The organism is Angustibacter luteus, assembly GCF_039541115.1.
Classification (GTDB): Bacteria; Actinomycetota; Actinomycetes; order Actinomycetales; family Angustibacteraceae; genus Angustibacter; species Angustibacter luteus.
Genome location: NZ_BAABFP010000002.1, coordinates 403,349 through 424,300 on the forward strand (window position 1 = coordinate 403,349; position 20,952 = coordinate 424,300).

A 20,952-nucleotide genomic window follows, 5' to 3' on the forward strand; every position below is an offset into this window, starting at 1 on the left:
GTGAAGAGCCCTGCGGGTGCCCGCGAGATACAGCCTCGGGTGCGGGCGCCGGAACCGACGGAGGAGGTCAGGCGACCCAGTAGTGCGCGGAGAAGGCCACGGACAGCGCGACCAGGGCGGGCACGCACACCACCGGGACCGCCCAGCGCAGCCACCGCCAGCCCTCGCGCTGGCTGACCTCCGCGAGCAGCAGGTACGCCGGGAACCACAGCAACCCGTAGCGCGCCGCGGACGTCAGCATCGTCGAGCAGACCAGCACGGAGACGTTCAGCCCGATCAGCACCGCCTCGGCCCAGCGCCGCAACCACAGGAGCACCCCGAGCAGCAGCAGGCCGCCGACCACGACGACCAGGTCCGCCCACCGGCTGACGACCAGGTCGGTGGCCGGCGCCGTCCGGGCGGCCCGCCACCCCGCGGCCAGCCCCTGCCACGGCCAGGCCGTCCCGCGCACCCAGCCCTTGTCCTGCGCCTGCTGCCAGGCGTCGAGGTGGCCCGTGCGAGCGGCGAGGTACCCGACGTACCCGAGCACCGCGAGCGGGCCGAGCAGCAGTGCCGCCGCGTCCGGCCTGGGCCAGCGCCGCCCGTCCGCGCGCAGCTGCAGCAGGTAGGTCACCGCGAGCGCCGCGACCAGGAACAACCCGTTCACCCGCACCAGGCTCGCCGCACCGGCGGCCGCACCGGCCCACCACCAGTGCCGGCGCACCGCGGCCAGCCAGGCGGCCAGGCTCAGGGCCAGGAAGAGCGACTCCGTGTACACCGACGACAGGAAGATGCCGAACGGCGCGACGGCCAGGAAGACCACGGCCCAGGTACCCGAGCCCGGTGCCCGCAGGTCACCGATGCGTTGCAGCAGCACGGCCGCAACGCCGCCGGACACGAGCGACACGACCAGTCCGGCCAGCACGACGCTGCCCGCCAGGACCGGCGCCAGCGCGGCCATCAGCAGCGGGTACCCCGGGAAGAACGCCTGGTCGCAGCAGGGCAGCCCGGGCGGCAGGTAGCCGACCTCGGCGATCCGGACGAAGTGCCAGGAGTCCCACCAGGTCACCCGCTCGGTGAGCCAGCGGCTGAGGTCGCGGGCCCGCAGACCGTCGTCGACACCCTGCGCCCAGGACACGCCGATGACGAGCGCGACGAGCGCGACCCTCGACGCGCACCACCAGCCGGCCGTCCGGGCCCACGTCCGCTGACGGTGCTCGCGGGCGATCGGCATGAGCCAGAGCGTAAGGGTTCGAGCGTCAGGCCTTGGGGTGCGCGAGGTTCTCGATGGGCAGCGTCACCGCGATGCTCGAGATGCGGTCGCCGCGCAGGTACAGCGTCCCGGAGCGCTGCACCACACCGGGCTCGGGCGGGGTGAAGACCTCGAGCGGTGGGAAGGCCCCGCCGGCGAGGGCCTGGTCGACCTGGCGCGTCAGCTCCTCGTACGACACCCCGAAGGCGACGTAGCTGGCGCCGTCCACATGGATCATGACGTCCGCCAGGACGTCGTCCGTCGAACTCTGCTCTGTCACAGCACAACCTCCTCGTCGAGTCCGAGGCGATAGACCAGCGCCGTCGCCTCGGAACGGTTTCGCACGTGCAGCTTGGACAGGATGTTGGACACGTGCACGCTCGCGGTCTTCTCCGTGATGTGCAGCGCGGTGCCGATCTGCCGGTTCGTCTCGCCGCGGGCGATGCGCCCGAGCACCTGCCGTTCCCGGGAGGTCAGGTCGACCAGAACGCCGTCCGTGCGGTCCGGCTGCCGAGCGTCCACGTGGCCCGGTGGGTCGTCCAGACGCACCCGGGCGACGTCCGCGAGCCGCCGGACCCAGGTCGCCAAGGTCCCCGGGCCGAGCGGGGCCAGCACGTCTGCGGCGCGGCGCAACGGTTCCGCCACGGCCGGGGCACCGTGCTCGGCGAGCGCCAGCTCGGCCCCGCGCAGCCACGCATAGCCCGCCAGCTGCGGTTGTCCGCCGTCCAGGCACGCCTGAGCGAGCGCCGTCCACTCCTGGGCCGTCGCGGTCCCTCCGCCCCGGGCCAGCTCCACGCGGCAGAGCGCGAGCAGCGTGCGGCACGGCGGCAGCCAGGGCGCGGCCGCCGCCAGGGCGTCCGCCCGCGCCGCGAGGTCGTCGGCGGCGGACCTGAGGTCCCCCTCGGCAGGAGCGTCGGCGGCGCGCAACGCCGTCGGGCGCCCCAGCAGGTCTGCGGCGGCGCGCAGCCCTAGCGCGCACATGCGCAGCCCGGACGTCGGGTCGTCCGCCAGGAACTCCTGTCGACCGACCACCTGCGCCAGCGCGTCCTGCGGACTGCCCTCCTCCAGGGCGAGCGAACCGGAGACCAGGGCCACCTGGTTCGCGGTCAGCACGTCGCCCGGGTCGACGGGGCCGATCGCGTGCAGCGCCCCCCGGGCCTCGTCCAGGGCCCCCAGCTCGACCAGCGCCTCGCCGAGCACGGCGAGCAGGTACGGCCGGGTGGTCCGCGCCGTCGGCCCGGTGGCCGACTCGAGCACGGTCTCCAGGATCTGCCTGGCCTCCGCGAACCGACCGCAGGCGAGCAGCGCGGTGGCCTCGTTGGCGGTCAGCAAGGCGCCGTTGGTCAGCGCGAGACCGTGCCGTTCGGCCACCTGCAGCCCGGACCGTGCGGCCTGCGCGGCATCGGCCCACCGCCCGGCGCTCTCCAGCACGTACGTCAGGTTGATCCAGGCGCGCAGGGTGGCCTCGACGTCCCCGAGCCGCTCGGACAGCTCGAGCGCCTCGCGCATGCTGGGCACGGCCCGGTCCGGTCCGTCCAGGACCACCACGTTGACGCCGTCAACGGCCAGCACGTACGCCCTGGTGGCGAGGTCGTCCACGGCTCGGGCGAGCGCGAGCGCCTGCTCGCACTCCTCGTGCGAGGCCTCGTACTGGCCGCGGACCATCCGGATCGCGCCGAGGGTCGCGTGGCAGCGCGCCGCCAGCGACCGGCCGGGCTCCAGCGGTCTGGTCGGCGCCGTGGCGCAGGCCTCACGCGCGGCGGCCAGCGCGGCCTCGCCGTCGCCCGTGTCGTTCAGGTGCAGCGCCAACCGCTCCAGCACCTCGGCCCGCCGCGCCGCGTCGTCCCGGCCCACCTCGTCCAGCGCGAGCCGCAGGCTCTCCACCCCGTCGGCGGCCTGCGGCCCGCGACGTAGCGACACGGCGAGCTCCATCCGGACGGCCGGGCGGTCCAGTCCCTCGACCGTGGCGGGCGCAGCGCCCGGCTGTGCGTCCGGCCACAGCCCCAGGGCCGTGCGCCACAGGCGCGCGGCGTCGGTCGGCGAGCGCCTCGCCGTCGCGGCGCGGGCCGCCCGGACCAGCGGGGCCACGGCGAGGTCCGGGCGCCCGGCCGCCTGCCAGTGCTCGGCGAGCACCGCCGCCGCCCGCTCCGGGCCCCCCACCAGCTCGGGGTCCGCGTCGACCCGCTCGGCGACCCGGGTGTGCCAGGCGACCCGTTCGCCGGGGAGCAGGTCGCCGTACACCGCCTCCTGCAGCAGGGCGTGCCGGACGACGAACGCGTCGCTGCCGTGCCGTTGCAGCAGCCCGTCCCGCAGCGCCACGCGCAGCGCGACGTTCAGGTCGGCCACGTCGGCGTCGATGACGCCGGTCAGCAGCTCGTGGCGCACCGGACCGGCGACCACGCAGACCACCTGGACGATCTGTCTGGCTGTCGGCGGCAGCTGCGCGTGCCGGACCAGCAGCACGTCGCGCAACGCCTCCGGCAGTGGCTGGTCCGGGTCGCTGGCGCGGGCCAGCTCCTCGGCGAAGAACGGGTTGCCCATCGCGCGGCGCACGAGGCGGCCCACGTCGTCGGCGCCCAGGGCGGGTTCGACGTCCGCGATGATCTGCGCCACCGCCGGGTCAGTGAGCGCCGCGAGGTCGATCCGCGAGCAGCGCGGCATCGAACCCAGCTGCGTCAGGGCCTCCCGCAGCCACTGCGGCTGGGACGGCTCGTCGGTGCGCAGCGTGCCGACGACCAGGAGCCGCTCGACGGACAGGTTGCCGGCGAGGAACAGCAGCAGGTCCGTGGTCGCCTGGTCGGCCCAGTGCAGGTCCTCCAGCACCAGCACGACCGGGCGCTGGGCGGCGAGCTGGGCGAGCAGGGCGAGCGTGAGCTCCAGCACCTGCGCCCCGCGCCAGCGGTCGGCCTGCCCCGTCGGTGGCTCAGCGGCAGCCAGCACGGGCGAGACCGCAGCACGGGCCGCCGGGTGCCAGCCATCCAGCAACGGCCCCGCGGCCACCGGACGCAGGGCCTGCACGACGGGCGCGTAGGGCAGGTGCGTGGTGGTCAGCCGCTGGCAGCCGCCGCGCAGCACCGTGACCTCCTGCAGGTCACGCGACCACTCGTCGAGCAGCCGGCTCTTGCCCGATCCGGCATCCCCACGGACCAGCACCAGACGCGGCTCGGCCCGCACGACGTCCGCCAAGGCTTGCCCCAGCAGTCCCCGCTCAGCATCCCGCCCGACGTACGCGGTCCGGAGCCCGGCTCCCACGACATCCCAGTATGCCCGCGGGGCCCGCTCGCTCCTAAGGGTTCTCAGTGCGGGGACTAAGGATTACTGCCGATCCGGCCGCGGGGCCTGCGCGGGCACGCTGACGGTGGTCGGCAACGGGCCGACCACCCGGTCCCGAGGGGGGAACGATGTCATCACCTCACCAGCTGCTCGCCATCGCCCGAGCCGAGCTCGGCGCGCACGAGCTACCGCCAGGGTCCAACGTGACCAAGTACGGCAAGGCGTACGGCCTCTCACCCGCGCCGTGGTGCGCGCAGTTCGCCTGCGCGTGGGTCTGGAAGCGCGCCGACCTGCCGATCCCGAGGGACGCGGACTCCCCCAGCCACGGCTGGGCGAGCGTGCAGCACTTCCTGAACTCCGGGCACCGCCACGGGTGGGTGCTGCCCGGTGGCCGGACGGCGCACGCCCGGCCCGGCGACTACGTGTGCTTCGAGTGGGACAAGGACGTCTGGGCGGACCACGTGGGGATCGTGGTCGCCGTCTCGCCCGCCGGCCGGCTCACCACCATCGAGGGCAACTCCGCCGGTCCGCGCGGCTACGACGCCGTCGCGTACCACCACCGTTCGCGCCGGAGCGTCGCCGCGTTCGTCCGGCCGCCGTACACCCAGCACGGCACCAGCCCGGCCTCGGACACCCCGAAGCACATGGCGCACTCCAGCAGCGGCAAGCGCAGGACGGCCGCCCACCCGGTGCTGCCTCGCGGCGTGGTGCTGATGGACGGCTCGCCGCACCACGACCTCGTCGCCGTCTACCAGCACCGCATGCTCCAGCGCGGGTGGACCCCGATCGGACGCGTGGACGGCGTGTTCGGCCGCCGCACCGAGGCCGTCACCCGCGCCTTCCAGAAGCGGATGCGCCTCGACGTCGACGGTCAGGTCGGCACCGAGACCTGGACCGCTGCGTTCGCCACCAAACCCGCCAGCAAGGCCGCGTAGGCCCACACATCCACTGCCACCACGCATTGCCACTACCGAGGGGGACACCATGTCTGCACAGCCGAACCAACCCGACTGGGCGCCGAGCCCGGCCGACCCCATGCCCTACGCGCGGACCCTCGCGCCGGCGCCGTCCACCGACCCGGCGTCCGAGGACGACTTCAGCGACCTGGACGACCTCGACTCGTTCGACCCGGACTTCCCGGCGGCCGATCCGCGACCGACGTCGGCGGACGACGTGCTGGACGACGAGGACGCGGGGCCCGACGACGTGACGGCCGACCAGGCGACGGCCGACCAGGCGACGGCCGACCAGTCAGCAGCACCGCAGCCGGCCGCACCCGTTGCGGTCGTTGCGGCACCGGCGAAGAAGGGCCTGCGGACCAGCGAGTTCTGGCAGACCCTGTTCACCCAGCTGCTGGCGCTCGCGGTCTCCGTCGTCGCCCTGTTCGGCGGCCGGCTGGACTCCACCGCGGTGCAGGCCCTGGTGCCGGCCGCGGCGCTGTTCGCCTCAGCGGCGTCGAGCGCCTGGTACAGCCAGTCCCGCAGCAAGGTGAAGTCCGCGCACCCGTCGACGCTCGTGCCGCCCGACGGGGTCTGACGCGCCGGCCGAGCCGGTTCAGGCAGCCGCCTGGGCCGGCTCGGCCGCGCGGCGTTCGTCCAGCACCGGGCGGTACCGGTCGTACCAGGTCACGATGAGGCTCAGCAGCAGCGCGAAGAACAGCGCGTGGTCGACCTGGAAGCGGTTGCTCAGCAGGTGCAGCACCTCGGTGGTCGCCAGGTTGACCGCGGCGAGGCCGACGAAGAGCAGCACCGACGTCATCATCGACCGGTGGCGCAGTCCGACCAGCAGGCTGAAGGCCGAGTCGATGACGACGTAGATCGAGGCCGCCACGACGATCTGGCTCGGCCGGGGAGTGGCCCCGGGGAGGATCTGCATGAAGATGACGATGATCAGGCCGATGAGGGCGATCTTCTCCAGCAGCGGCCAGCTGAACAGGCGGCCGGCCGGGCTGGTGACCGGCCGCAGCCGGTCGGCCAGGACGTGCAGGTTCCAGTCCTTGGCCGGGAGCACCGAGTGCAGCAGCCACCAGGTCACCGGAACCGCCGCCACGAGCAGCACCACCAGCGTCGGGTAGACCCAGCCGTGCTCGTCCGCGAAGTCGGTGAAGTCCAGCTCGGCCACGTGGATCCACCACTCCTGCGGGAGCTTGATGAAGATCCAGATGAACGCCGCCATACCGATCACGAACCGCTTGCTCATCCGGCGCGGGTCCCAGCGCAGCCGGACGGTCTCGTAGGCGATGAAGAAGTACTCGAACGTGTTCGGGAAGACGAGCAGCAGCCAGCGCCACGAGCTGGGGTCCGCACTGTCGTGCAGCGTCTCGAAGATGGTCACGCCGACCAGCCGGTAGTACCAGAGGAACTGCGACACGGACACCGCGACCAGGTTCGTCCAGTTGCGCATCGTGGCCATGTAGGCCATGGCCAGGTAGTAGATGTCCAGCGACTTGTCGTAGCCCTGGTAGCTGTTCTCGACCGCGCTCCAGGTCGCCGGCGTGAGGTGGTTCTGGAAGATCGTCTGGTCCGCCGCGTCGATCACCAGGCAGGCGATGATCGCGGGCAGGGGGATCAACGGCAGCAGCAGGGGGACGAGCAGGCGCAGGGCGACGATCACCGTGATGAGCGTGATGTCGCCGGCGGTGGCCGTATCCATGCTGGTTCCTCCTCGGGGGCTAGCCGAAGCATGGCAGCCAGCCCCCGCGGAGGACGAGCACCTCAGGTGATGTCGACGGAAACCTCGTAGACCTCACCCGTGGGGTGGCCGGCCTGCTCGTGGATCCGCATCACGCTCTCCTTCGACGGCCCCGTGGACAGGCAGAACACCTTGCCCGACTCCGGGTCCAGCCAGGCCCGCTCGAAGCTGACCCCTTCGGTGTCCTGGATCGCCAGGTCCCGCTCGTGCGCCTCGCGCAGCTGGTCCTCGGTGACTCCCACGAAACCGCTGTGCACATCCATGAACCTCGCCATGACCCGCTCCTGGTGCTCGGTGGACTATGCGTCGAGCATCGCCCCGGAGCCGTCGTCCCGTCATCGGTCAGATGACCGATCCTGGCGGCCGCAGAGAGCAGATCGTGGCAACCGCGCATCGCCCGTGATGCGAGGTTGCCACGATGTGGTGGGGACGCGAGCAGGGTGGCTACGGTGACGGCGAGGAGGTGACGTGTCCGGACGTGACGTGGTGGCCTCGCCCGTCCTGGTCGGTCGCGACGAGCTGCTCGCCCTCGCCGGGCGACGGCTCGAGCAGGCTGCCGCCGGCCACGGGCACCTGCTCTTCGTGGCCGGCGAGGCCGGCATCGGGAAGAGCCGGCTGCTGGGTTCGGTCTCCCGCAGCGCCGAGCGGCTCGGCTTCTCGGTACTGCGCGCCACGGCGTTCCCGGGCGACCAGCAGGACTCCGGCGGGGTGCTGCTCGACCTGGCGGGCGACCTGCGCCGGGCCGGCGACGACGCCGCCCGGTCCGCCGGAGCCGTGCTGGCGGAGCGGCTGCGCGAACCCCAGCGCCGGGAGGGCGACCGGCACCGCCGGCGACGGCTGCTGGTGCAGGACCTGTCCGACGCGCTGACCGACCTGGACGACGTCCCCCGGCTCATCGTGCTGGAGGACCTGCACTGGGCGGACCAGCTCAGCCTGGAGGTGGTCGCCCATCTCGCGACGCGGCTGCCGGGCCGGGCGTGCCTCATGCTGGGGGCCTACCGCAGCGACGAGCTGTACCCGCGGACGGCGATGCGCGACTGGCGGTCCCGGTTGCTGTCCGGGCGGCTGGCCGAGGAGGTCCGGCTGCCCCGGATGACGGCCGCCCAGACGGCGACGCTGGCGAGCGCCGTCCTGGGTCGACCGGCGCCGGCCCAGGTCGTCGCGGCCATCCACGACCGCAGCGACGGCATCCCGCTGCACATCGAGGAGCTGCTCGCTGCGGCCACCGACGAGGCGACGGGAGTGGTCCGGGAGCCGGACCTGCGGCACGTCCCCGACACGCTCGCCGACGCCGTCCTGGCGCGGGCCGCGGCGCTGCCCGACGACGTCCGGGCGATGGCGTCGGCGGCCGCGGTCATCGGCCGGTCGTTCGACGTCGACCTGCTCGCCGACGTGACGGCGGCGGACGCCGAGACCGTGGACCGCTGCCTGCGCGAGCTGCGCTCGGTGTACCTGGTCCGGACGGGTGCCGGCCCGGCCGGGTTCGACTTCCGGCACGCCCTGATCCGGGACGCCCTCTACGACGACGTGCCGCTCCCCCGGCGCCGGTTGCTGCACGAGCGGGTGGCCGAGGCCGCCGTCCGCCGCGGGTACCCGGATGCGTTCGTGTCCGCGCACTACGACCAGGCCGGGATGTCGGAACCGGCCTACCGGCACGCGCGGGCTGCGGCCCGCGCCGCCGCGACCATCTCGGCGCACCGCGAGGCGCTCGAGCTGGACCGACGGGCCCTGCGGAACGCGCCCGCCGACGTCGCACCGGCCGAGCTGGCGGACCTGCTCGCCGCGCTGGCGGGTGAGGCCGCCGCGGTGGACGACAACGACAGCGCGTGCGAGGCGTTCGAGCGGGCGCACGACCTGCGCCGCGCGGACGGTGACCTGGTCGGCGCGGCGGCCCTGGTCGCGCCGCTGGTCTCGGTGACCCACCTGCTCGGCGAGAGCCTGCCGCTGCGGGTGCGCCGGCTGCAGTCGGCGCTGGACAGCATCGAGGGGCTGCCGGACGCCGAACCGGTCCGGGCCGGGCTGCTGAGCGGCCTGGCCGCCGCGTACATGCTGGATCGCCGGCTCGAGGAGTCGATCCGGTACGGCGAGCTCAGCCGCGCGCTGGTCCAGGGAAGCAGCCACGGGAGCGGCGGCGAGCGGGCCGCCGACCTGAACACCGCCGCCACCCTCGGCTCCGTGCTGCTGTTCACCGGTCAGCTGGACGCCGGTCACGCGCTGCTCGAGGAGTCGATCACCCGGGCGGTCCAGGGGCACGAGGAGGCCGAGGCCGGGCGCGGCTACCGCATGCTCGGCACCTCGGCGTCAGTGCTGGTCGAGTACGAGCGGGCGGCCGGCTGGCTGCGGCGGGGCATCGACTACGCGGACGCGGTGGAGCTGTGGAACCACCGCAGCTACATGAGCGCGCACCTGGCGCACGTGCACTGGGCGCGCGGCGAGTGGGCCGAGGCCGAGCAGACGGCCGAGCACGCCCTGGCGGACGGGCGGGGCGGGATCACCACCCGGATCACCGCGCTCTACGTGCTGGGGTACGTCCAGCTCGGTCGGGGCGAGCTGGACGCCGCCGACGACCTGCTGGCCCAGGCCCTGCAGCTGGGCGAGTCGATGGCCGAGCTGCAACGGATCTCGCCGCCGCTGTGGGGACTGGCGCAGAGCGCGGCGCTGCGCGGGGACCACGCCCGCGCCGTCGAGCTGTGCGAGCGCGGCTACGCGCTGTCCCGGGAGGTGGCGGACGCGGCGTACCTGTTCCCGTTCCTGGTGACCGGCGTGCGGGCGCACCTGAGCTCCGACGGGAGTGGCGGGCTCGCGCGCGACTGGTTCGGCCAGGTGCGGGACGCGTTGGTGGCCCGGTCGATTCCCGGCACCCTGCCGGCCGTGGACCACGCGCGGGGACTGCTCGAGCTCGACTCCGGTGACCTCACGGCCGCCGACGCGAGCCTGACGGACGCCGCCGCGGCCTGGGGCGCACTGGGTCGGTTCTGGGAGGGTTCCTGGGCGGTCCTGGACCAGGCCACCGCTGCGGTTCTCGGACGTCGTCCGGCGCAGGCCGTGGCCCTGGCCGAGCAGGTCCGCGCGAGTGCCGGACCGGTCGCGGCGCGGCCCCTGCTCGACGCGGCCGGCGCGGTGCTGGAGCAGGCCCGACCGAAAGCGGCGACCACCCGCTGGCACCCGTTGAGCGAGCGCGAGTTCGAGGTCGCCGCCCTGGTCGCCGAGGGGCTGACGAACCGGCAGATCGCCGAACGGCTGTTCCTGTCGCCGCGGACCGTGTCCGCCCACGTCGAGCACATCCTCAGCAAGCTGGGCGCCGCCCGACGCGCCGAGATCGCCGCCTGGGCGAGCCGGCGGCCCGCGGAGGGCTAGCGGACGGCTGACCGCCAGAGCCGGTGCGTCACCAGGGCCAGCGAGAGGGCGCCGACGCCGACCGCGACCAGCCGGGAGCCACGAAGCGGACCGGCGGCCTCGGCCTGCATCACCCCGCCCTGGGACTGCCAGGACAGGACGCCGGACCCGGACTGCCCGGACATCAGTGAACCGTTGCTCTGCCAGGACAGGGCGGACACCATCGACTGCGCGGACCCGATCGACAGCAGGGACATCGCCGACCCCACGGACCCGATGGACAGCACCGACCCGATGGAGCCGATGGACAGCACCGACCCGGTCGACCCGATGGACAGCACCGAGCCCTCGGACCACAACGACCAGCGGGAACCGTCCACGTGCGAACGCTACCGAACGCGCCGCTGCGCGTCAGGCCGCGGCGAGCGCTTCCGGCCGGGCGGCGTCGTCCAGCACCAGCCGGTCGAGCTCGTCGAGGTCGAGGACGTCCTGCGCCACCGCCGCCGCTGCCGCCGCCGTCCGCTGCTCGCGCCAGGCCCACACGCCCAGCACGACGCTGACCGGGAAGGTCACGTAGCCCGGGGCGCCGATCTCCGGCGTCGAGGTGACCCAGCCGTAGGACAACCACAGCGCCGCCGTCGCCGCGCCGAGCGCCCAGCCGTACGGCGACCCGCTCGGTCGTCGCTCCCGGATCGCCTGGACCAGGTGCGGCAGGATCGCCACGGTTGCCAGGAGGTTGCCGATGAGGGCGATGAGGCCGGGGGCGGACACAGCAGTCAACTTTCGGGAGCAGGCGTGGCGACGGCGCCCCCGCAACGTGCGGGCGCGCCGAAGGGCTGGCGCGAGGACCGCGCCGAACAGGGGGACTTCTTCCCTGTCGGCAGGCCTCGCGCCAGCCTGAACCCGGCCCGCGGCGGTGGTGCTGTGAGCCCGGCCACACGGCCCTACGCGTGCGGGCAGGTGTCCCGGTACTCGAGGATCAGCGTGGACGGCGCCGGCGCCGGGCAGAGGAACTGGTCGTAGCGGGTGTCGTCGTCCACGAACCGCTTGAGCCACGCGATCGTGTACTTCGCCGTCGTGGTGTCGGCGCTCGTCGGGAAACCGTGGCTCGCGCCGCGCCGCTCCAGGTACGCCTTGTCGGGCGCGTTGGTCATCGACGCGTAGAACCGCTCGGCGTGGCTGGCGACCGGCGCCGTGGTGTCCCGCTCACCGCCGAAGATGAGCGTCGGCACCCGGACGCTGCTCCAGGTCTTGGTGGTGTCCCACGGTGTCAGCGGCACCGACGCCTGCAGCGTGGGTCGCTTCGCCGTGGCCTCGATCGCGCCGCCGCCGCCCATCGAGTGGCCGCCGACCGCGAGTCGGGTTGGGTCGATCCGGGTGCGCACGGAGCTGCTCTTGGTCAGGTAGTCCAGGGCGGCGAGCAGCTGGGTGCCTCGGGATGCGGGCTGGTCGTATACGGACAGCGTGTCGATGACGATCACGACGAAGCCCTGCGAGGCCAGCCGCGGGCCGAGCCAGCTGAGCGCGGACTGGCTGGAGGTGAAGCCGGGCGAGAGCGCGACGGCGCCGAAGGTGCCCTGGGCGGTGCTGGTCGGGTAGGTGATCGTCCCGCCGCCGAACCCGCTGACGGCGGACCGCGCCACGGTGGTCTGGGCGACGGCGAACGAGCCGCGGGTGGCCTCGATGCTCGCGGTGGTCGGCGCCGGTCCGCGTTCGTAGGGGTTGGCCGCTGCGCGCGGGACCTCGCGGTCCACGGTGGCGGCGCCGGTAGTCGCGGTGGTGACGACGAGTCCGACGGCGGCGGCGGTGGCGAGAGCGGTCAGGACGTTCCGATGTCTGCGCACGGTCCTCTTGCTCCTTCGGGTGGGGGTGGGATCACAGTGCCTGCGGCGGACGTGGTTCCGGTATCGGCGAAATCACCGGTTTGTGGCGAAACCTTGTGCGTGCCCGCTGCCGTCGTGTTTCATCGACCCGAACCCCTCGCCCGCGCGCCGCCCACCGCTGGAGGTCCGATGTCGACGCGGGACGCGAGGTCGACGTCCGAGCGGGACGTCGACGGCGAGAAGGCCTTGCGACGCGGCGAGGGCGAGCTGCGGGACGGTGAGCCGGGGGTGGCGGCCCGCCAGCTGGCGGTGGCCGCGCAGCGGCTGACCGGCGAGCGGCGCGGGGTCGCGGTGATGCTGGCCGCCGAGGCGCACCGGATGGCCGGGGACGTCACGGACTACGCGGACCTCGCCCGGCTGACCGCGGGTGAGGACGTGCCGCCGGTGGTGCGCTCGTACGTCGCCGGCGTGGTCGCCGTCTCGGCCGGAGACCACTCCGCCGCCGTCCGCGCGTTGCGCACCGTGCTGGACGCCGGGCGCGCGGACAGCAACGTCCGAGAGTCGTTGTGGCTCACCGAGACCGCGCTGCTGCTGGGCGAGGCCGACCGGTGCTTCGAGCACGCAACGGCGGCGGTCAGCCGGGCCCGGCTGACGGGTGACGCGGAGCTTCTGCCGACCGCGCTGGCCCAGTACGGCGCGGCGGCTCTGGTCCTGGACAGGAACCGGGCCGCCGTCGCCGCCTGCTCGGCCGGAGTGGTTGCGGCACAGGCAGTCGGGCAGCGCAACAGCCTGGCCGAGAACCTCGTGATGCAGGCCGTTGCGGCCATCGCCCGCGGTGAGCGCGACGTGGCCCTGGACCTCGTGACGGCCGCCCTGCCGGGCATCGGGCAGCGCGGCCTGGGCAAGCAGGCCGCCTGGGCGACGTGGACGCTCGCGTGCGTGGACCTGCTGGACGAGCGACCCGACGAAGCGCTGGGTCGGTTGCGCACGATGGCCACCGGGCTGGGCCGGGCCCACCCGGCGATGCGGGTGATCATCGCGCCGCAGCTCGTCGAGGCCGCCGTGCGCTGCGACCGCGCGACCGAGGCGGCGGCGGCGCTGGCCGCGTTCGAGCACTGGGTGGGCTGGTCCGCGAACCCCAGCTGGCTGGCGCAGGTCCATCGCTGTCACGCCCTGCTCACCGACGACGACGCCGTGGCGGCCGAGCACTTCGAGACCTCGATCGCGCTGCACTGCCAGGCCGGGTCGACCCTCGAGCTCGGGCGCACGAAGCTGCACTACGCCCGGCGGCTGCGTCGCGAGCGCCTGCCGTCGGCGGCCCGCGAGCACCTGCGGGATGCGTTGCGGCTGTTCCAGACCGAGGACGCCGGGTACTGGGCCGAGCAGGTCCGGGCCGAGCTGCGAGCCACGGGCGCTCCCGACGTCGACGGCGGCAGCGCCGGGTCGGGCGCGGCCGCGCTCGCGCTGAGCCCGCAGCAGGCGCAGGTGGCCCGGCTGGTCGCCGACGGCCTCACGAACCGGGAGATCGCCCGCTCGATGAGCATCAGCTCGCGGACCGTCGACCACCACCTGCGCAACATCTTCGCCCGGCTCGGCGCGCGCTCTCGGGTGGAGGTCGCGACGGCCTGGCTCAGGTTCTCGGTGGCGCGCCCGACCACGCCCGGGCCAGCAGGTCCACCAGATCCAGCCGGCTGACCGGCCGAGGGTTCGCGTAGGGCGCGGACAGCACCTGGTCGACGACCGTGGTCAGGTCGGTCTCGGGCATGCCGAGCGAGCGCAGCGACGACGGCGCCCCCAGCAGCGCAGCGAGCTCGTACAGCTGCGCGCCCGCCGACCCCGGACCGCCCAGCGCCTGCTCCAGCCGGCTGGCGACGTCCGGTACGGCGGGCAGGTTGAGCGCCAGCACGTGCGGCAGGACGACGGTGTGGGTGGCGGCGTGCGGCAGCGAGGACACGCCCCCCAGGGCGTGGCACAGCCGGTGGTGCAGCGACATCGTGGTGGCGCCCAGGCAGGCGCCGCACAGCCAGGCGCCGTAGAGCGCGCTCGTGCGGGCGCCCAGATCCGTTGGCGCAGAGACGATCCTCGGCAGGGCGCGGACGAGCCGGCGGATGCCGTCGTCGGCCATCAGCGAGACCACCGGGCTGCGGTCGGGCGCGTAGAGCGCCTCGGCGGCGTGCGCGAGGGCGTTCATCCCGCTGGTCACGGACACCTCGACGGGCAGCGACAGGGTCAGCGCCGGGTCGTAGAGCACGCTGACCGGCAGCACCCGCCGGTCGCGTCCGGTGCGTTTCGTCGTCCCGTCGCTGATCCCCCAGATGGACGTCATCTCGGACCCGGCGTACGTCGTCGGGACGGCGACGACGGGCAGCCCGGTCGTCAGGGCCACCGCCTTGGCGAGACCGATCGCCGACCCGCCACCCACGGCCAGCAGACCGTCGGCGCCCAGTCGCTGCGCCTCGGCTCGGGCCCGGTCGGCGTCCTCCTGCGGGACGTGCATCCGCGCCCCATCGAGCAGCCCAGCACGCCTGTGCCGCAACGGTTCCGACAGGCGCTCGGCGAGCTCGCGGTGCCCAGGCGTGCACACGACGAGCAGTGAACCGAGCGTGAGGTCGTCGACCTCCGCCACGAGGTCGCCGGCCACGCCCGGTCCGAACCGGACGCGCATCGGCAGCGCCTCGTAGCGGAACGGTTCCGGCGGGTCACTGCTCACGTGAGGAGTGGATCGCACGGGCGCGGCCCGGGTCAACGGGCGCATCAGGATTTTCTTGCGCTGACAACTACCACCCCGGGCGCGCCGGAGTTACGATGCGCAGGTCGGCGCGAGGACGCGCCCCCGAGGAGGTCGCAGATGCCCACGGACGACGAGCTGGTCACCCTCGAGGCCCGACGCGGCGAGCTGCGCGAGCAGTACCTCACGCCGGCAGCGGACCGGCCGGCCACCATCGGGCGCGGTATCCACCACGCGGCCCTGATCTGCTCGGACGTCGAGCAGACGATCCGGTTCTACCAGGACCTGCTTGGCTTCCCGCTGATCGAGCTGGTCGAGAACCGCGACTACCCGGGCTCGTCGCACTTCTTCTTCGACCTGGGCAACCAGACCCTGCTGGGCTTCTTCGACTTCCCCGGGCTCGGTCTCGAGCCGGGCATCGAGGCCATCGGCGGGGTGCAGCACATCGCGATCTCCGTACCCCGGGACCAGTGGGAGCTGGCCCAGCAGCGGTTGGACGCGGCCGGCGTCCCCTACGGAGGCCCCGACCAGGGGATCGAGGAGTCGATGTACCTCAAGGACCCCGACGGCATCCAGATCGAGCTGCTCAGCGACCCGCTCATGTACTTCGGCGGACGCCAGCTCGACGAGTAGAGAGGCGCCAAGTCATGAGCACGTGGAACGCGATGTCGTACGAGGGCAAGGACACCATCCTGCGGGTGGTGCGCACGGAGGCCGAGCACTTCTTCGCCCTGGCGGAGGCACCCGGCGCCTGGGAGCGGACCACCCCGTGCGACGGCTGGACGTCGCGGGACCTGGTGGCGCACATCATCGACACCACCGAGGGCTACTTCAAGGCGTTCGACGCGGCCCGCGGCACCGGCGACGCGGTGCCCGCACCGCACGGGCTGCCCGCGATGGCGGGGAAGGTCAACGAGGCGGCGACCGCCTTCCGCGGCACCCCGCAGACCGAGATGATGGACCGGTTGCGCGCGGACTTCGAGAAGATGCAGGGCATCCTCGAGGCGGTCGGCGAGGACGACTGGACGGGTTTCCTGGTCACCCACCCCTACATGGGCCCGGTGCCGGCGTTCTTCTACGCGGCCGGTCAGCTGATGGACTACGGCGTGCACTCGTGGGACATCCGGCAGGGCAGCGGCGCGGCGCACGGCCTGCACGGCGACGCGGCGGACCTGCTGGTGCCGTTCATGTTCGAGATCTGGCGCGGCACGGTGAAGTCGGACCAGGTCAGCGAGCCGTTCACCATCGGGATCCGGGTCACCGGGCGCAACGCCGGCGACTACCGGGTGACCGTCGGGCCGGACGGGCTGAGCTACGAGACGGGCGAGCTGGAGAGCCTGCCCGCGTACCTCGAGTTCGATGCGGGCAGCCTGGTGCTGACCGCGTTCGGGCGCAGCAACTCCGGGACGGTGCGCGGCGACCTGGCGCTGGCCGAGCAGTACCTCAACCTGTTCTTCCGGATCTAGCGGGTAGGGGCTCGGGTGCGGGTCAGTGACCCGGACCGGTGATGATCTGCTGGCGCTCCGACTCGTGCGCGCCGCCCTTCGCCTCCAGCGTCTTGCAGGCCTCCTCGATGTCGCGGGCAAGCGTGTCCACGTGCTCGCGACTCATCGTCTCCTTCACCAGCGCCCGCATGATCGTCACGTCCTGCGCGTCGGGCGGCAGGGTGTAGGCCGGCACCATCCAGCCGCGCTCCGCCGATAGCTGCCAGGCGATGTCGAACTCGTCGTAGCTGTGCTTCTCGGCCAGCTGGAACGCGACCAGCGGCAGCTGCTCGTCGCCGTCCCCGATGAGCTCGAACTGGCCCATGGCCTGCAGCTTCTCGGCCAGCAGCTGGGCGTTCGCCTGCATGTTCTGCATGATGTACGTGTAGCCGGCGCGGCCGTACCGCACGAGGTTGTAGTACTGCGCGAGGACCATCGCCGAGCCCGTTGAGAAGTTCAGCGTGAACGTCGCGTCGGTCTTGCCGAGGTAGTTCTCCTCGAACACCAGGTCGTGGTTGAGGTCGGCCGTCTCGCGGAAGACCAGCCAGCCGATGCCCGGGTACACCAGGCCGAACTTGTGCCCGGAGACGTTGATCGAGCGCACCTGCTCGAGCCGGAAGTCCCACGCGGTGTCCGGGTACAGGAACGGCCAGACGAACCCGCCGCTCGCGCCGTCCACGTGCAGCGGGACGTCGATCCCGCGCTCGCTCTTGATCCGCAGCAGCAGGTCGTTGATCCCGCCGATGTCGTCCTTGTGCCCGGTGAAGGTCGTGCCCAGCACCGCGGCCACGCCGATGGTGTTCTCGTCGACGTGCGGCTCGACGTCCTCCGGCCCGATGGTGTACTTGCCCGGCTGCAGCGGCACGATCCGCGGCTCGACGTCGAAGTACCGGCAGAACTTCTCCCACACCACGTGCACGTCCCCGCCGAAGACCAGGTTCGGACTCTCCGTGGATCCGCCCTCGGCCTTGCGGCGCTTGCGCCAGTTCCACTTCAGGGACAGGCCGCCGAGCATGATCGCCTCGGACGACCCCTGGGTGCGCGCGCCGGTCGTCTCCCCCGGGGCGTGGAACAGGTCGGCGAGCATCCGGATGCAGCGCTGCTCGATCTCGGCCGTGCGCGGGTACTCCGCGTGGTCGATGAAGTTGCGGTGCAGGTTCTCCGCGATGATCCGCTGCGCCTCCGGCTCCATCCACGTGGTGACGAAGGTGGCGAGGTTGCGGGCGGGGTCCCCCTCCAGGGCGATGTCCTCACCGACGAGGCGCATCGCCTCGACGGCGGACATCCCGGACTCCGGGAAGGTCTTGGTCGGCACCTCGGCGGTGAGGAACCGGTTGCCGAACAGGGCCCGGTCGGCGTCCGTGAACTGGCGCGAGCTGGTCATCGCGACTCCTTAGGTTGCCCCCGACGCTAGGGCCGCCGCCGCGGCGTCCGCCTCACCCGGTGAGGGTGGTCTGTCGCCAGGCGGGGAGCATGAGCGCGGCACCGACGAGGAAGCAGACCGCACCCAGCAGGGTGCCGATGATCGAGACCTGGACGTCGATCAGGTCGCCCGTGCCGGGCACGACGTAGCTGGCGATCGCCGAGAACATGAACAGGACCGAGCCGAGCATGTTCACCCAGGCGATCCACCAGACGACGAGGCCGCGTCGCACCGCCAGACCGATGCCGAGGCTCGCGATCGCGAAGCCGCTGGCCACCAGGAACAGCGTCGACCCGAAGAAGTCCGGTCGCCAGACGTGCTGGTCCTCCTGCTCGACGGTCGCGTTGTGCACCAGGGCCAGCAACGTGCTCACGTTGAAGAACAGCGTGCCGGGGAACTGCGTCGCCGCAGCCAGCCAGCCGCGGTCGTGCGGCAGCCAGCCCCAGAACCGGACCGGTCCGCGGCTCCCTCGCTGGGCGACGTCCGTCATGGCGGGGCTCTGCGCCTGCACGAGCTGGGCGTAGGAGGCGGACGTGAAGAACAGCGAGCCCACGAAGTAGGTGATCGCGTCCGGCGTCCCACCCACCGCGTTGGCGTACGCCGGCACCGAGCCGAGCACGAAGCACGCCGAGCCGACCATGAACAGCCACGCGATGGTCGCGTTCAGCCGGGCCGGCCTCATGCGGCCGGCGCGGGCGGAGCAGGCGGAGCAGGCGGAGCGGGCAGGACGACGGTCGTCTCGACGACGTGGTGCCCGGTGCCGGAGGGCACCTCGACCCGGATGCTGTGGCTGCCCGCCCCGGCATCCGGCGGCGCGACGAACACGACCTCGGTGGCCGAGGAGCGGACCAGCTCGACGGCGTGGTCGTCGAAGCGCACCTGCGCCTGGGCCGCCCCCAGGCTGAGCCCGCGCACCGTGACCTGTCGGGTGGCGGGGTCGAACGCCGCGGAGGTGATGGCCGGGGTGGCTCCGGCGACCGCCTTGTTGGCGGTGTAGGTCAGGGCCGAGACGCTGGTGAGGCCGGCGAAGGCCGTCGGCAGGTCCGGCAGGCCGTCGTGCGGGTGCAGGCTGAACCGCAGCAGCACGTAGGCCAGCGCGATGGCGTTGAACATCAGGAACTGGAAGTCCACCAGGTCCGTCTGCCCGGCGTCGTTGCTGGCCAGGTCCTTGATGGAGATGCTCGGGTTGGTGGCCTTCGGCTTGGCCAGCGACCCGTTGTTGATGCGGGTGACCGTGATCCCCTTGGCGAGCACCAGGGCCGCGAACGGGCCGCCGAGCAGCAGCAGGTAGCTGTCCGCCAGCTGGTCCATCATGTCGCCGAACGGCCGGTTCTCGACGATGACCACGGCGCACATGGTGGACAGGGCGTAGACGATCGCGATCGTCCAGGAGAAGGCCGTCACCTTGCTGGTGGACAGCCGCCCGTCCGTACCCATCACCATCGCCCGGATCGGCGCGTCCTTGGCCCGTCGGGCGACCCCGTCGTGCGGCGGTCCGGCGCGGCCGAGCTTCCAGGGGTCGTCGCCGGCCAGCATGCCGAACACCAGCAGGATCAGGACGGTGAAGGCTGCGCCGATCAGGTCTGCGGGCAGCGTGGCGAGGTGGTGCACGCCCGTCACCTCCCACGCTCGGTCAGGTTCTCGGCCTACTCTCTCGCTGTTCCCATCGCGCCGTCGACGATTCCAGGAGATCCGTTTGAGCCCCGACCCGACCGCCACGAGCCGCTGGGGCATCATCGCCGCGTTCTCGTTGGTCGGCGCCGCCACCCAGATGGTGTGGCTGACCTTCGCGCCGGTGACCACGGTGGCCGCCGAGCGGTACGGCGTGTCGGAGACCGCGATCGGCTGGCTGGCCAACGTGTTCGTGCTGGCGTTCGTGCTGCTGGCCATCCCCGCCGGGCTGCTGCTGGACCGCAACCTGCGCGGCGCCCTGGTGCTCGGCGGCGCGCTGACCGCCGTCGGGGCGTGCATCCGGGTCGGCGGCGACTCGTTCGGCTGGATGCTGGCCGGGGGGTGCGTGGCGGCCCTGGGGCAGCCCATCATGCTGACCGGCATCACCGGCCTGACCCGCGGCTACCTGCGCCCGGAGCACCGCCCGGTCGGTATCGCCGTCGCCACCGCGAGCACCTGGGCCGGGTTCGTCGCGGCCTTCGCGCTCAGCGCCGTGTTCTCGACGACGGACACCCTGCCGACGCTGGTCGCCGTGCACGCCGGGTACGCGGTAGTCGCGGCCGTGCTGCTGGCGGTGGCGATCCGCGGTCCCGTCCCGTTCGGCGAGACCCGCCGGCCGGCCGGGGTGCGCGCCAGCTGGACGGCCGTGCGCGGAGCGTGGAACGACCCGCTGATCCGCAAGCTGTGCCTGTTCGGCTTCCTACCCTTCGGCACCTTCATCACGCTCAGCACCTGGACCCAGGCGCTGCTGGAGCCCGCCGGGGTCACCGTGGACCAGGTCGGGGTCATGCTGATCTCCTGCGTGCTCGCCGGGGTCATCGGGACCGCCGTGCTGCCCGTGTGGGCAGCGGGCCACCGGACCGAGGTGCTGACCGGCATGGTCGGCATCGCGACCACCGCCGCCGTCTGCGTGCTGCTCGCGGTCGCACCCGGGTTCGGCACCGGCCTGGTCAGCCTCTCGATCGCCGGCCTCATGCTGCTGCCGATGCTGGCGATCGTCCTCGAGCTCGTCGAGCGGCACTCCGGTGACGCCGAGGGCGTGTCGTCCGGGCTGGTCTGGACGATGGGCAACCTCGGCGGGCTCGTGGTCAGCGCGATCATCGGGGCCACGCTGGACAGCCCGACGGCGTCGTTCCTGATCCTCGCCGTCATCACCCTGCTCGCCCTGCCCATCCTGGCCGCCCTGCGCGCGCCCGTCGCGGCGATGGCGTCGCCGTCCGAGCTGGCCGACGCAGCCGACCCGACCTCACCGGGGCCCGCCGTCGGCTGAGCTGTTGATCACGTTCAGTGGG

Annotated in this window: 19 protein-coding genes; 7 read left to right on the forward strand and 12 right to left on the reverse strand. The window is 73.0% G+C overall.

The window, feature by feature from the left end; all coding sequences use genetic code 11:
* Positions 1 to 67: 67 nt before the first annotated feature.
* From ABEB17_RS01975 to ABEB17_RS01985, 3 genes are read right to left on the reverse strand one after another with little or no spacing between them, the layout of a single operon-like run.
* Entirely contained in the window at positions 68 to 1,213 is a 1,146-nt protein-coding gene (locus ABEB17_RS01975; RefSeq protein ID WP_345714874.1) for a mannosyltransferase family protein, read from the reverse strand.
* A gap of 25 nt (positions 1,214 to 1,238) precedes the next feature.
* Positions 1,239 to 1,511 (reverse strand): hypothetical protein, encoded by a 273-nt coding sequence (locus ABEB17_RS01980; protein WP_345714875.1) that lies wholly within the window; start codon positions 1,509 to 1,511, stop codon positions 1,239 to 1,241.
* On the reverse strand, positions 1,508 to 4,483 hold the full coding sequence (locus ABEB17_RS01985) for a helix-turn-helix transcriptional regulator (RefSeq protein ID WP_345714876.1): 2,976 nt from the start codon (positions 4,481 to 4,483) through the stop codon (positions 1,508 to 1,510). The genes ABEB17_RS01980 and ABEB17_RS01985 overlap by 4 nt, the downstream gene beginning before the upstream one ends.
* A gap of 149 nt (positions 4,484 to 4,632) precedes the next feature.
* Here ABEB17_RS01985 and ABEB17_RS01990 point away from each other — a divergent pair, with 149 nt between their 5' ends.
* Together ABEB17_RS01990 and ABEB17_RS01995 are read left to right on the forward strand one after the other, a co-directional pair.
* Positions 4,633 to 5,439 (forward strand): peptidoglycan-binding protein, encoded by an 807-nt coding sequence (locus ABEB17_RS01990; RefSeq protein ID WP_345714878.1) that lies wholly within the window; start codon positions 4,633 to 4,635, stop codon positions 5,437 to 5,439.
* Between the two features lie 49 nt (positions 5,440 to 5,488).
* Complete coding sequence (locus ABEB17_RS01995; RefSeq protein ID WP_345714879.1) at positions 5,489 to 6,040, forward strand: hypothetical protein; 552 nt, start codon at positions 5,489 to 5,491, stop codon at positions 6,038 to 6,040.
* An 18-nt stretch (positions 6,041 to 6,058) separates the two neighbouring features.
* Here the strand turns inward: ABEB17_RS01995 and ABEB17_RS02000 are convergent, their stop codons facing one another.
* The gene (locus tag ABEB17_RS02000; RefSeq protein ID WP_345714880.1) at positions 6,059 to 7,156 is read right to left on the reverse strand and encodes a hypothetical protein; all 1,098 of its coding nucleotides are present in this window, start codon (positions 7,154 to 7,156) and stop codon (positions 6,059 to 6,061) included.
* Between the two features lie 62 nt (positions 7,157 to 7,218).
* Positions 7,219 to 7,470 (reverse strand): SCO4226 family nickel-binding protein, encoded by a 252-nt coding sequence (locus ABEB17_RS02005; protein WP_345714881.1) that lies wholly within the window; start codon positions 7,468 to 7,470, stop codon positions 7,219 to 7,221.
* Between the two features lie 193 nt (positions 7,471 to 7,663).
* On the opposite strand from ABEB17_RS02005, the gene ABEB17_RS02010 reads away from it, so the two are divergent.
* On the forward strand, positions 7,664 to 10,552 hold the full coding sequence (locus tag ABEB17_RS02010; RefSeq protein WP_345714882.1) for a helix-turn-helix transcriptional regulator: 2,889 nt from the start codon (positions 7,664 to 7,666) through the stop codon (positions 10,550 to 10,552).
* On the opposite strand, the gene ABEB17_RS02015 is transcribed toward ABEB17_RS02010, so the two are convergent.
* The 3 genes from ABEB17_RS02015 to ABEB17_RS02025 form a co-directional block, all read right to left on the reverse strand.
* Positions 10,549 to 10,911, reverse strand: coding sequence for a hypothetical protein (locus tag ABEB17_RS02015; protein ID WP_345714883.1), 363 nt, complete (start codon positions 10,909 to 10,911; stop codon positions 10,549 to 10,551). The two genes, ABEB17_RS02010 and ABEB17_RS02015, sit on opposite strands and share 4 nt — an antisense overlap.
* 31 nt (positions 10,912 to 10,942) lie before the next feature.
* Complete coding sequence (locus ABEB17_RS02020; RefSeq protein ID WP_345714884.1) at positions 10,943 to 11,302, reverse strand: hypothetical protein; 360 nt, start codon at positions 11,300 to 11,302, stop codon at positions 10,943 to 10,945.
* A 173-nt stretch (positions 11,303 to 11,475) separates the two neighbouring features.
* On the reverse strand, positions 11,476 to 12,375 hold the full coding sequence (locus tag ABEB17_RS02025) for a poly(ethylene terephthalate) hydrolase family protein (protein ID WP_378227073.1): 900 nt from the start codon (positions 12,373 to 12,375) through the stop codon (positions 11,476 to 11,478).
* A 168-nt stretch (positions 12,376 to 12,543) separates the two neighbouring features.
* On the opposite strand from ABEB17_RS02025, the gene ABEB17_RS02030 reads away from it, so the two are divergent.
* Positions 12,544 to 14,049: a LuxR C-terminal-related transcriptional regulator gene (locus tag ABEB17_RS02030; RefSeq protein WP_345714885.1), complete on the forward strand. Its 1,506-nt coding sequence runs from the start codon at positions 12,544 to 12,546 to the stop codon at positions 14,047 to 14,049.
* On the opposite strand, the gene ABEB17_RS02035 is transcribed toward ABEB17_RS02030, so the two are convergent.
* Complete coding sequence (locus ABEB17_RS02035; protein WP_345715773.1) at positions 13,985 to 15,019, reverse strand: maleylacetate reductase; 1,035 nt, start codon at positions 15,017 to 15,019, stop codon at positions 13,985 to 13,987. The genes ABEB17_RS02030 and ABEB17_RS02035 overlap by 65 nt on opposite strands.
* Positions 15,020 to 15,202: 183 nt before the next feature.
* Between ABEB17_RS02035 and ABEB17_RS02040 the strand changes: the two genes are divergently transcribed.
* Both ABEB17_RS02040 and ABEB17_RS02045 read left to right on the forward strand, forming a co-directional pair.
* A complete protein-coding gene (locus ABEB17_RS02040) occupies positions 15,203 to 15,715 on the forward strand; it encodes a VOC family protein (RefSeq protein ID WP_345714886.1) in 513 nt (170 codons plus the stop codon).
* A gap of 14 nt (positions 15,716 to 15,729) precedes the next feature.
* A complete protein-coding gene (locus ABEB17_RS02045; RefSeq protein WP_345714887.1) occupies positions 15,730 to 16,548 on the forward strand; it encodes a maleylpyruvate isomerase N-terminal domain-containing protein in 819 nt (272 codons plus the stop codon).
* Positions 16,549 to 16,570: 22 nt separating this feature from the next.
* Here ABEB17_RS02045 and gad read toward each other — a convergent pair whose 3' ends face one another.
* The 3 genes from gad to ABEB17_RS02060 are packed head-to-tail and all read right to left on the reverse strand — an operon-like array spanning position 16,571 to position 19,600.
* A complete protein-coding gene (gene gad / locus ABEB17_RS02050; RefSeq protein ID WP_345714888.1) occupies positions 16,571 to 17,950 on the reverse strand; it encodes a glutamate decarboxylase in 1,380 nt (459 codons plus the stop codon).
* A 52-nt stretch (positions 17,951 to 18,002) separates the two neighbouring features.
* A complete protein-coding gene (locus ABEB17_RS02055; protein WP_345714889.1) occupies positions 18,003 to 18,671 on the reverse strand; it encodes a hypothetical protein in 669 nt (222 codons plus the stop codon).
* Complete coding sequence (locus tag ABEB17_RS02060) at positions 18,668 to 19,600, reverse strand: IPT/TIG domain-containing protein (RefSeq protein WP_345714890.1); 933 nt, start codon at positions 19,598 to 19,600, stop codon at positions 18,668 to 18,670. The genes ABEB17_RS02055 and ABEB17_RS02060 overlap by 4 nt, the downstream gene beginning before the upstream one ends.
* A gap of 85 nt (positions 19,601 to 19,685) precedes the next feature.
* On the opposite strand from ABEB17_RS02060, the gene ABEB17_RS02065 reads away from it, so the two are divergent.
* A complete protein-coding gene (locus ABEB17_RS02065; protein WP_345714891.1) occupies positions 19,686 to 20,930 on the forward strand; it encodes an MFS transporter in 1,245 nt (414 codons plus the stop codon).
* Positions 20,931 to 20,952: the final 22 nt, after the last annotated feature.

Coding starts and splice junctions, on each gene's coding strand:
- ABEB17_RS01975 (WP_345714874.1), bottom strand. CDS start 1,213: ATGCCGATCGCCCGCGAGCACCGTCAGCGGACGTGGGCCCGGACGGCC.
- ABEB17_RS01990 (WP_345714878.1), top strand. CDS start 4,633: ATGTCATCACCTCACCAGCTGCTCGCCATCGCCCGAGCCGAGCTCGGC.
- ABEB17_RS01995 (WP_345714879.1), top strand. CDS start 5,489: ATGTCTGCACAGCCGAACCAACCCGACTGGGCGCCGAGCCCGGCCGAC.
- ABEB17_RS02000 (WP_345714880.1), bottom strand. CDS start 7,156: ATGGATACGGCCACCGCCGGCGACATCACGCTCATCACGGTGATCGTC.
- ABEB17_RS02005 (WP_345714881.1), bottom strand. CDS start 7,470: ATGGCGAGGTTCATGGATGTGCACAGCGGTTTCGTGGGAGTCACCGAG.
- ABEB17_RS02030 (WP_345714885.1), top strand. CDS start 12,544: ATGTCGACGCGGGACGCGAGGTCGACGTCCGAGCGGGACGTCGACGGC.
- ABEB17_RS02035 (WP_345715773.1), bottom strand. CDS start 15,019: ATGCGCGTCCGGTTCGGACCGGGCGTGGCCGGCGACCTCGTGGCGGAG.
- ABEB17_RS02040 (WP_345714886.1), top strand. CDS start 15,203: ATGCCCACGGACGACGAGCTGGTCACCCTCGAGGCCCGACGCGGCGAG.
- ABEB17_RS02045 (WP_345714887.1), top strand. CDS start 15,730: ATGAGCACGTGGAACGCGATGTCGTACGAGGGCAAGGACACCATCCTG.
- gad (WP_345714888.1), bottom strand. CDS start 17,950: ATGACCAGCTCGCGCCAGTTCACGGACGCCGACCGGGCCCTGTTCGGC.
- ABEB17_RS02055 (WP_345714889.1), bottom strand. CDS start 18,671: ATGAGGCCGGCCCGGCTGAACGCGACCATCGCGTGGCTGTTCATGGTC.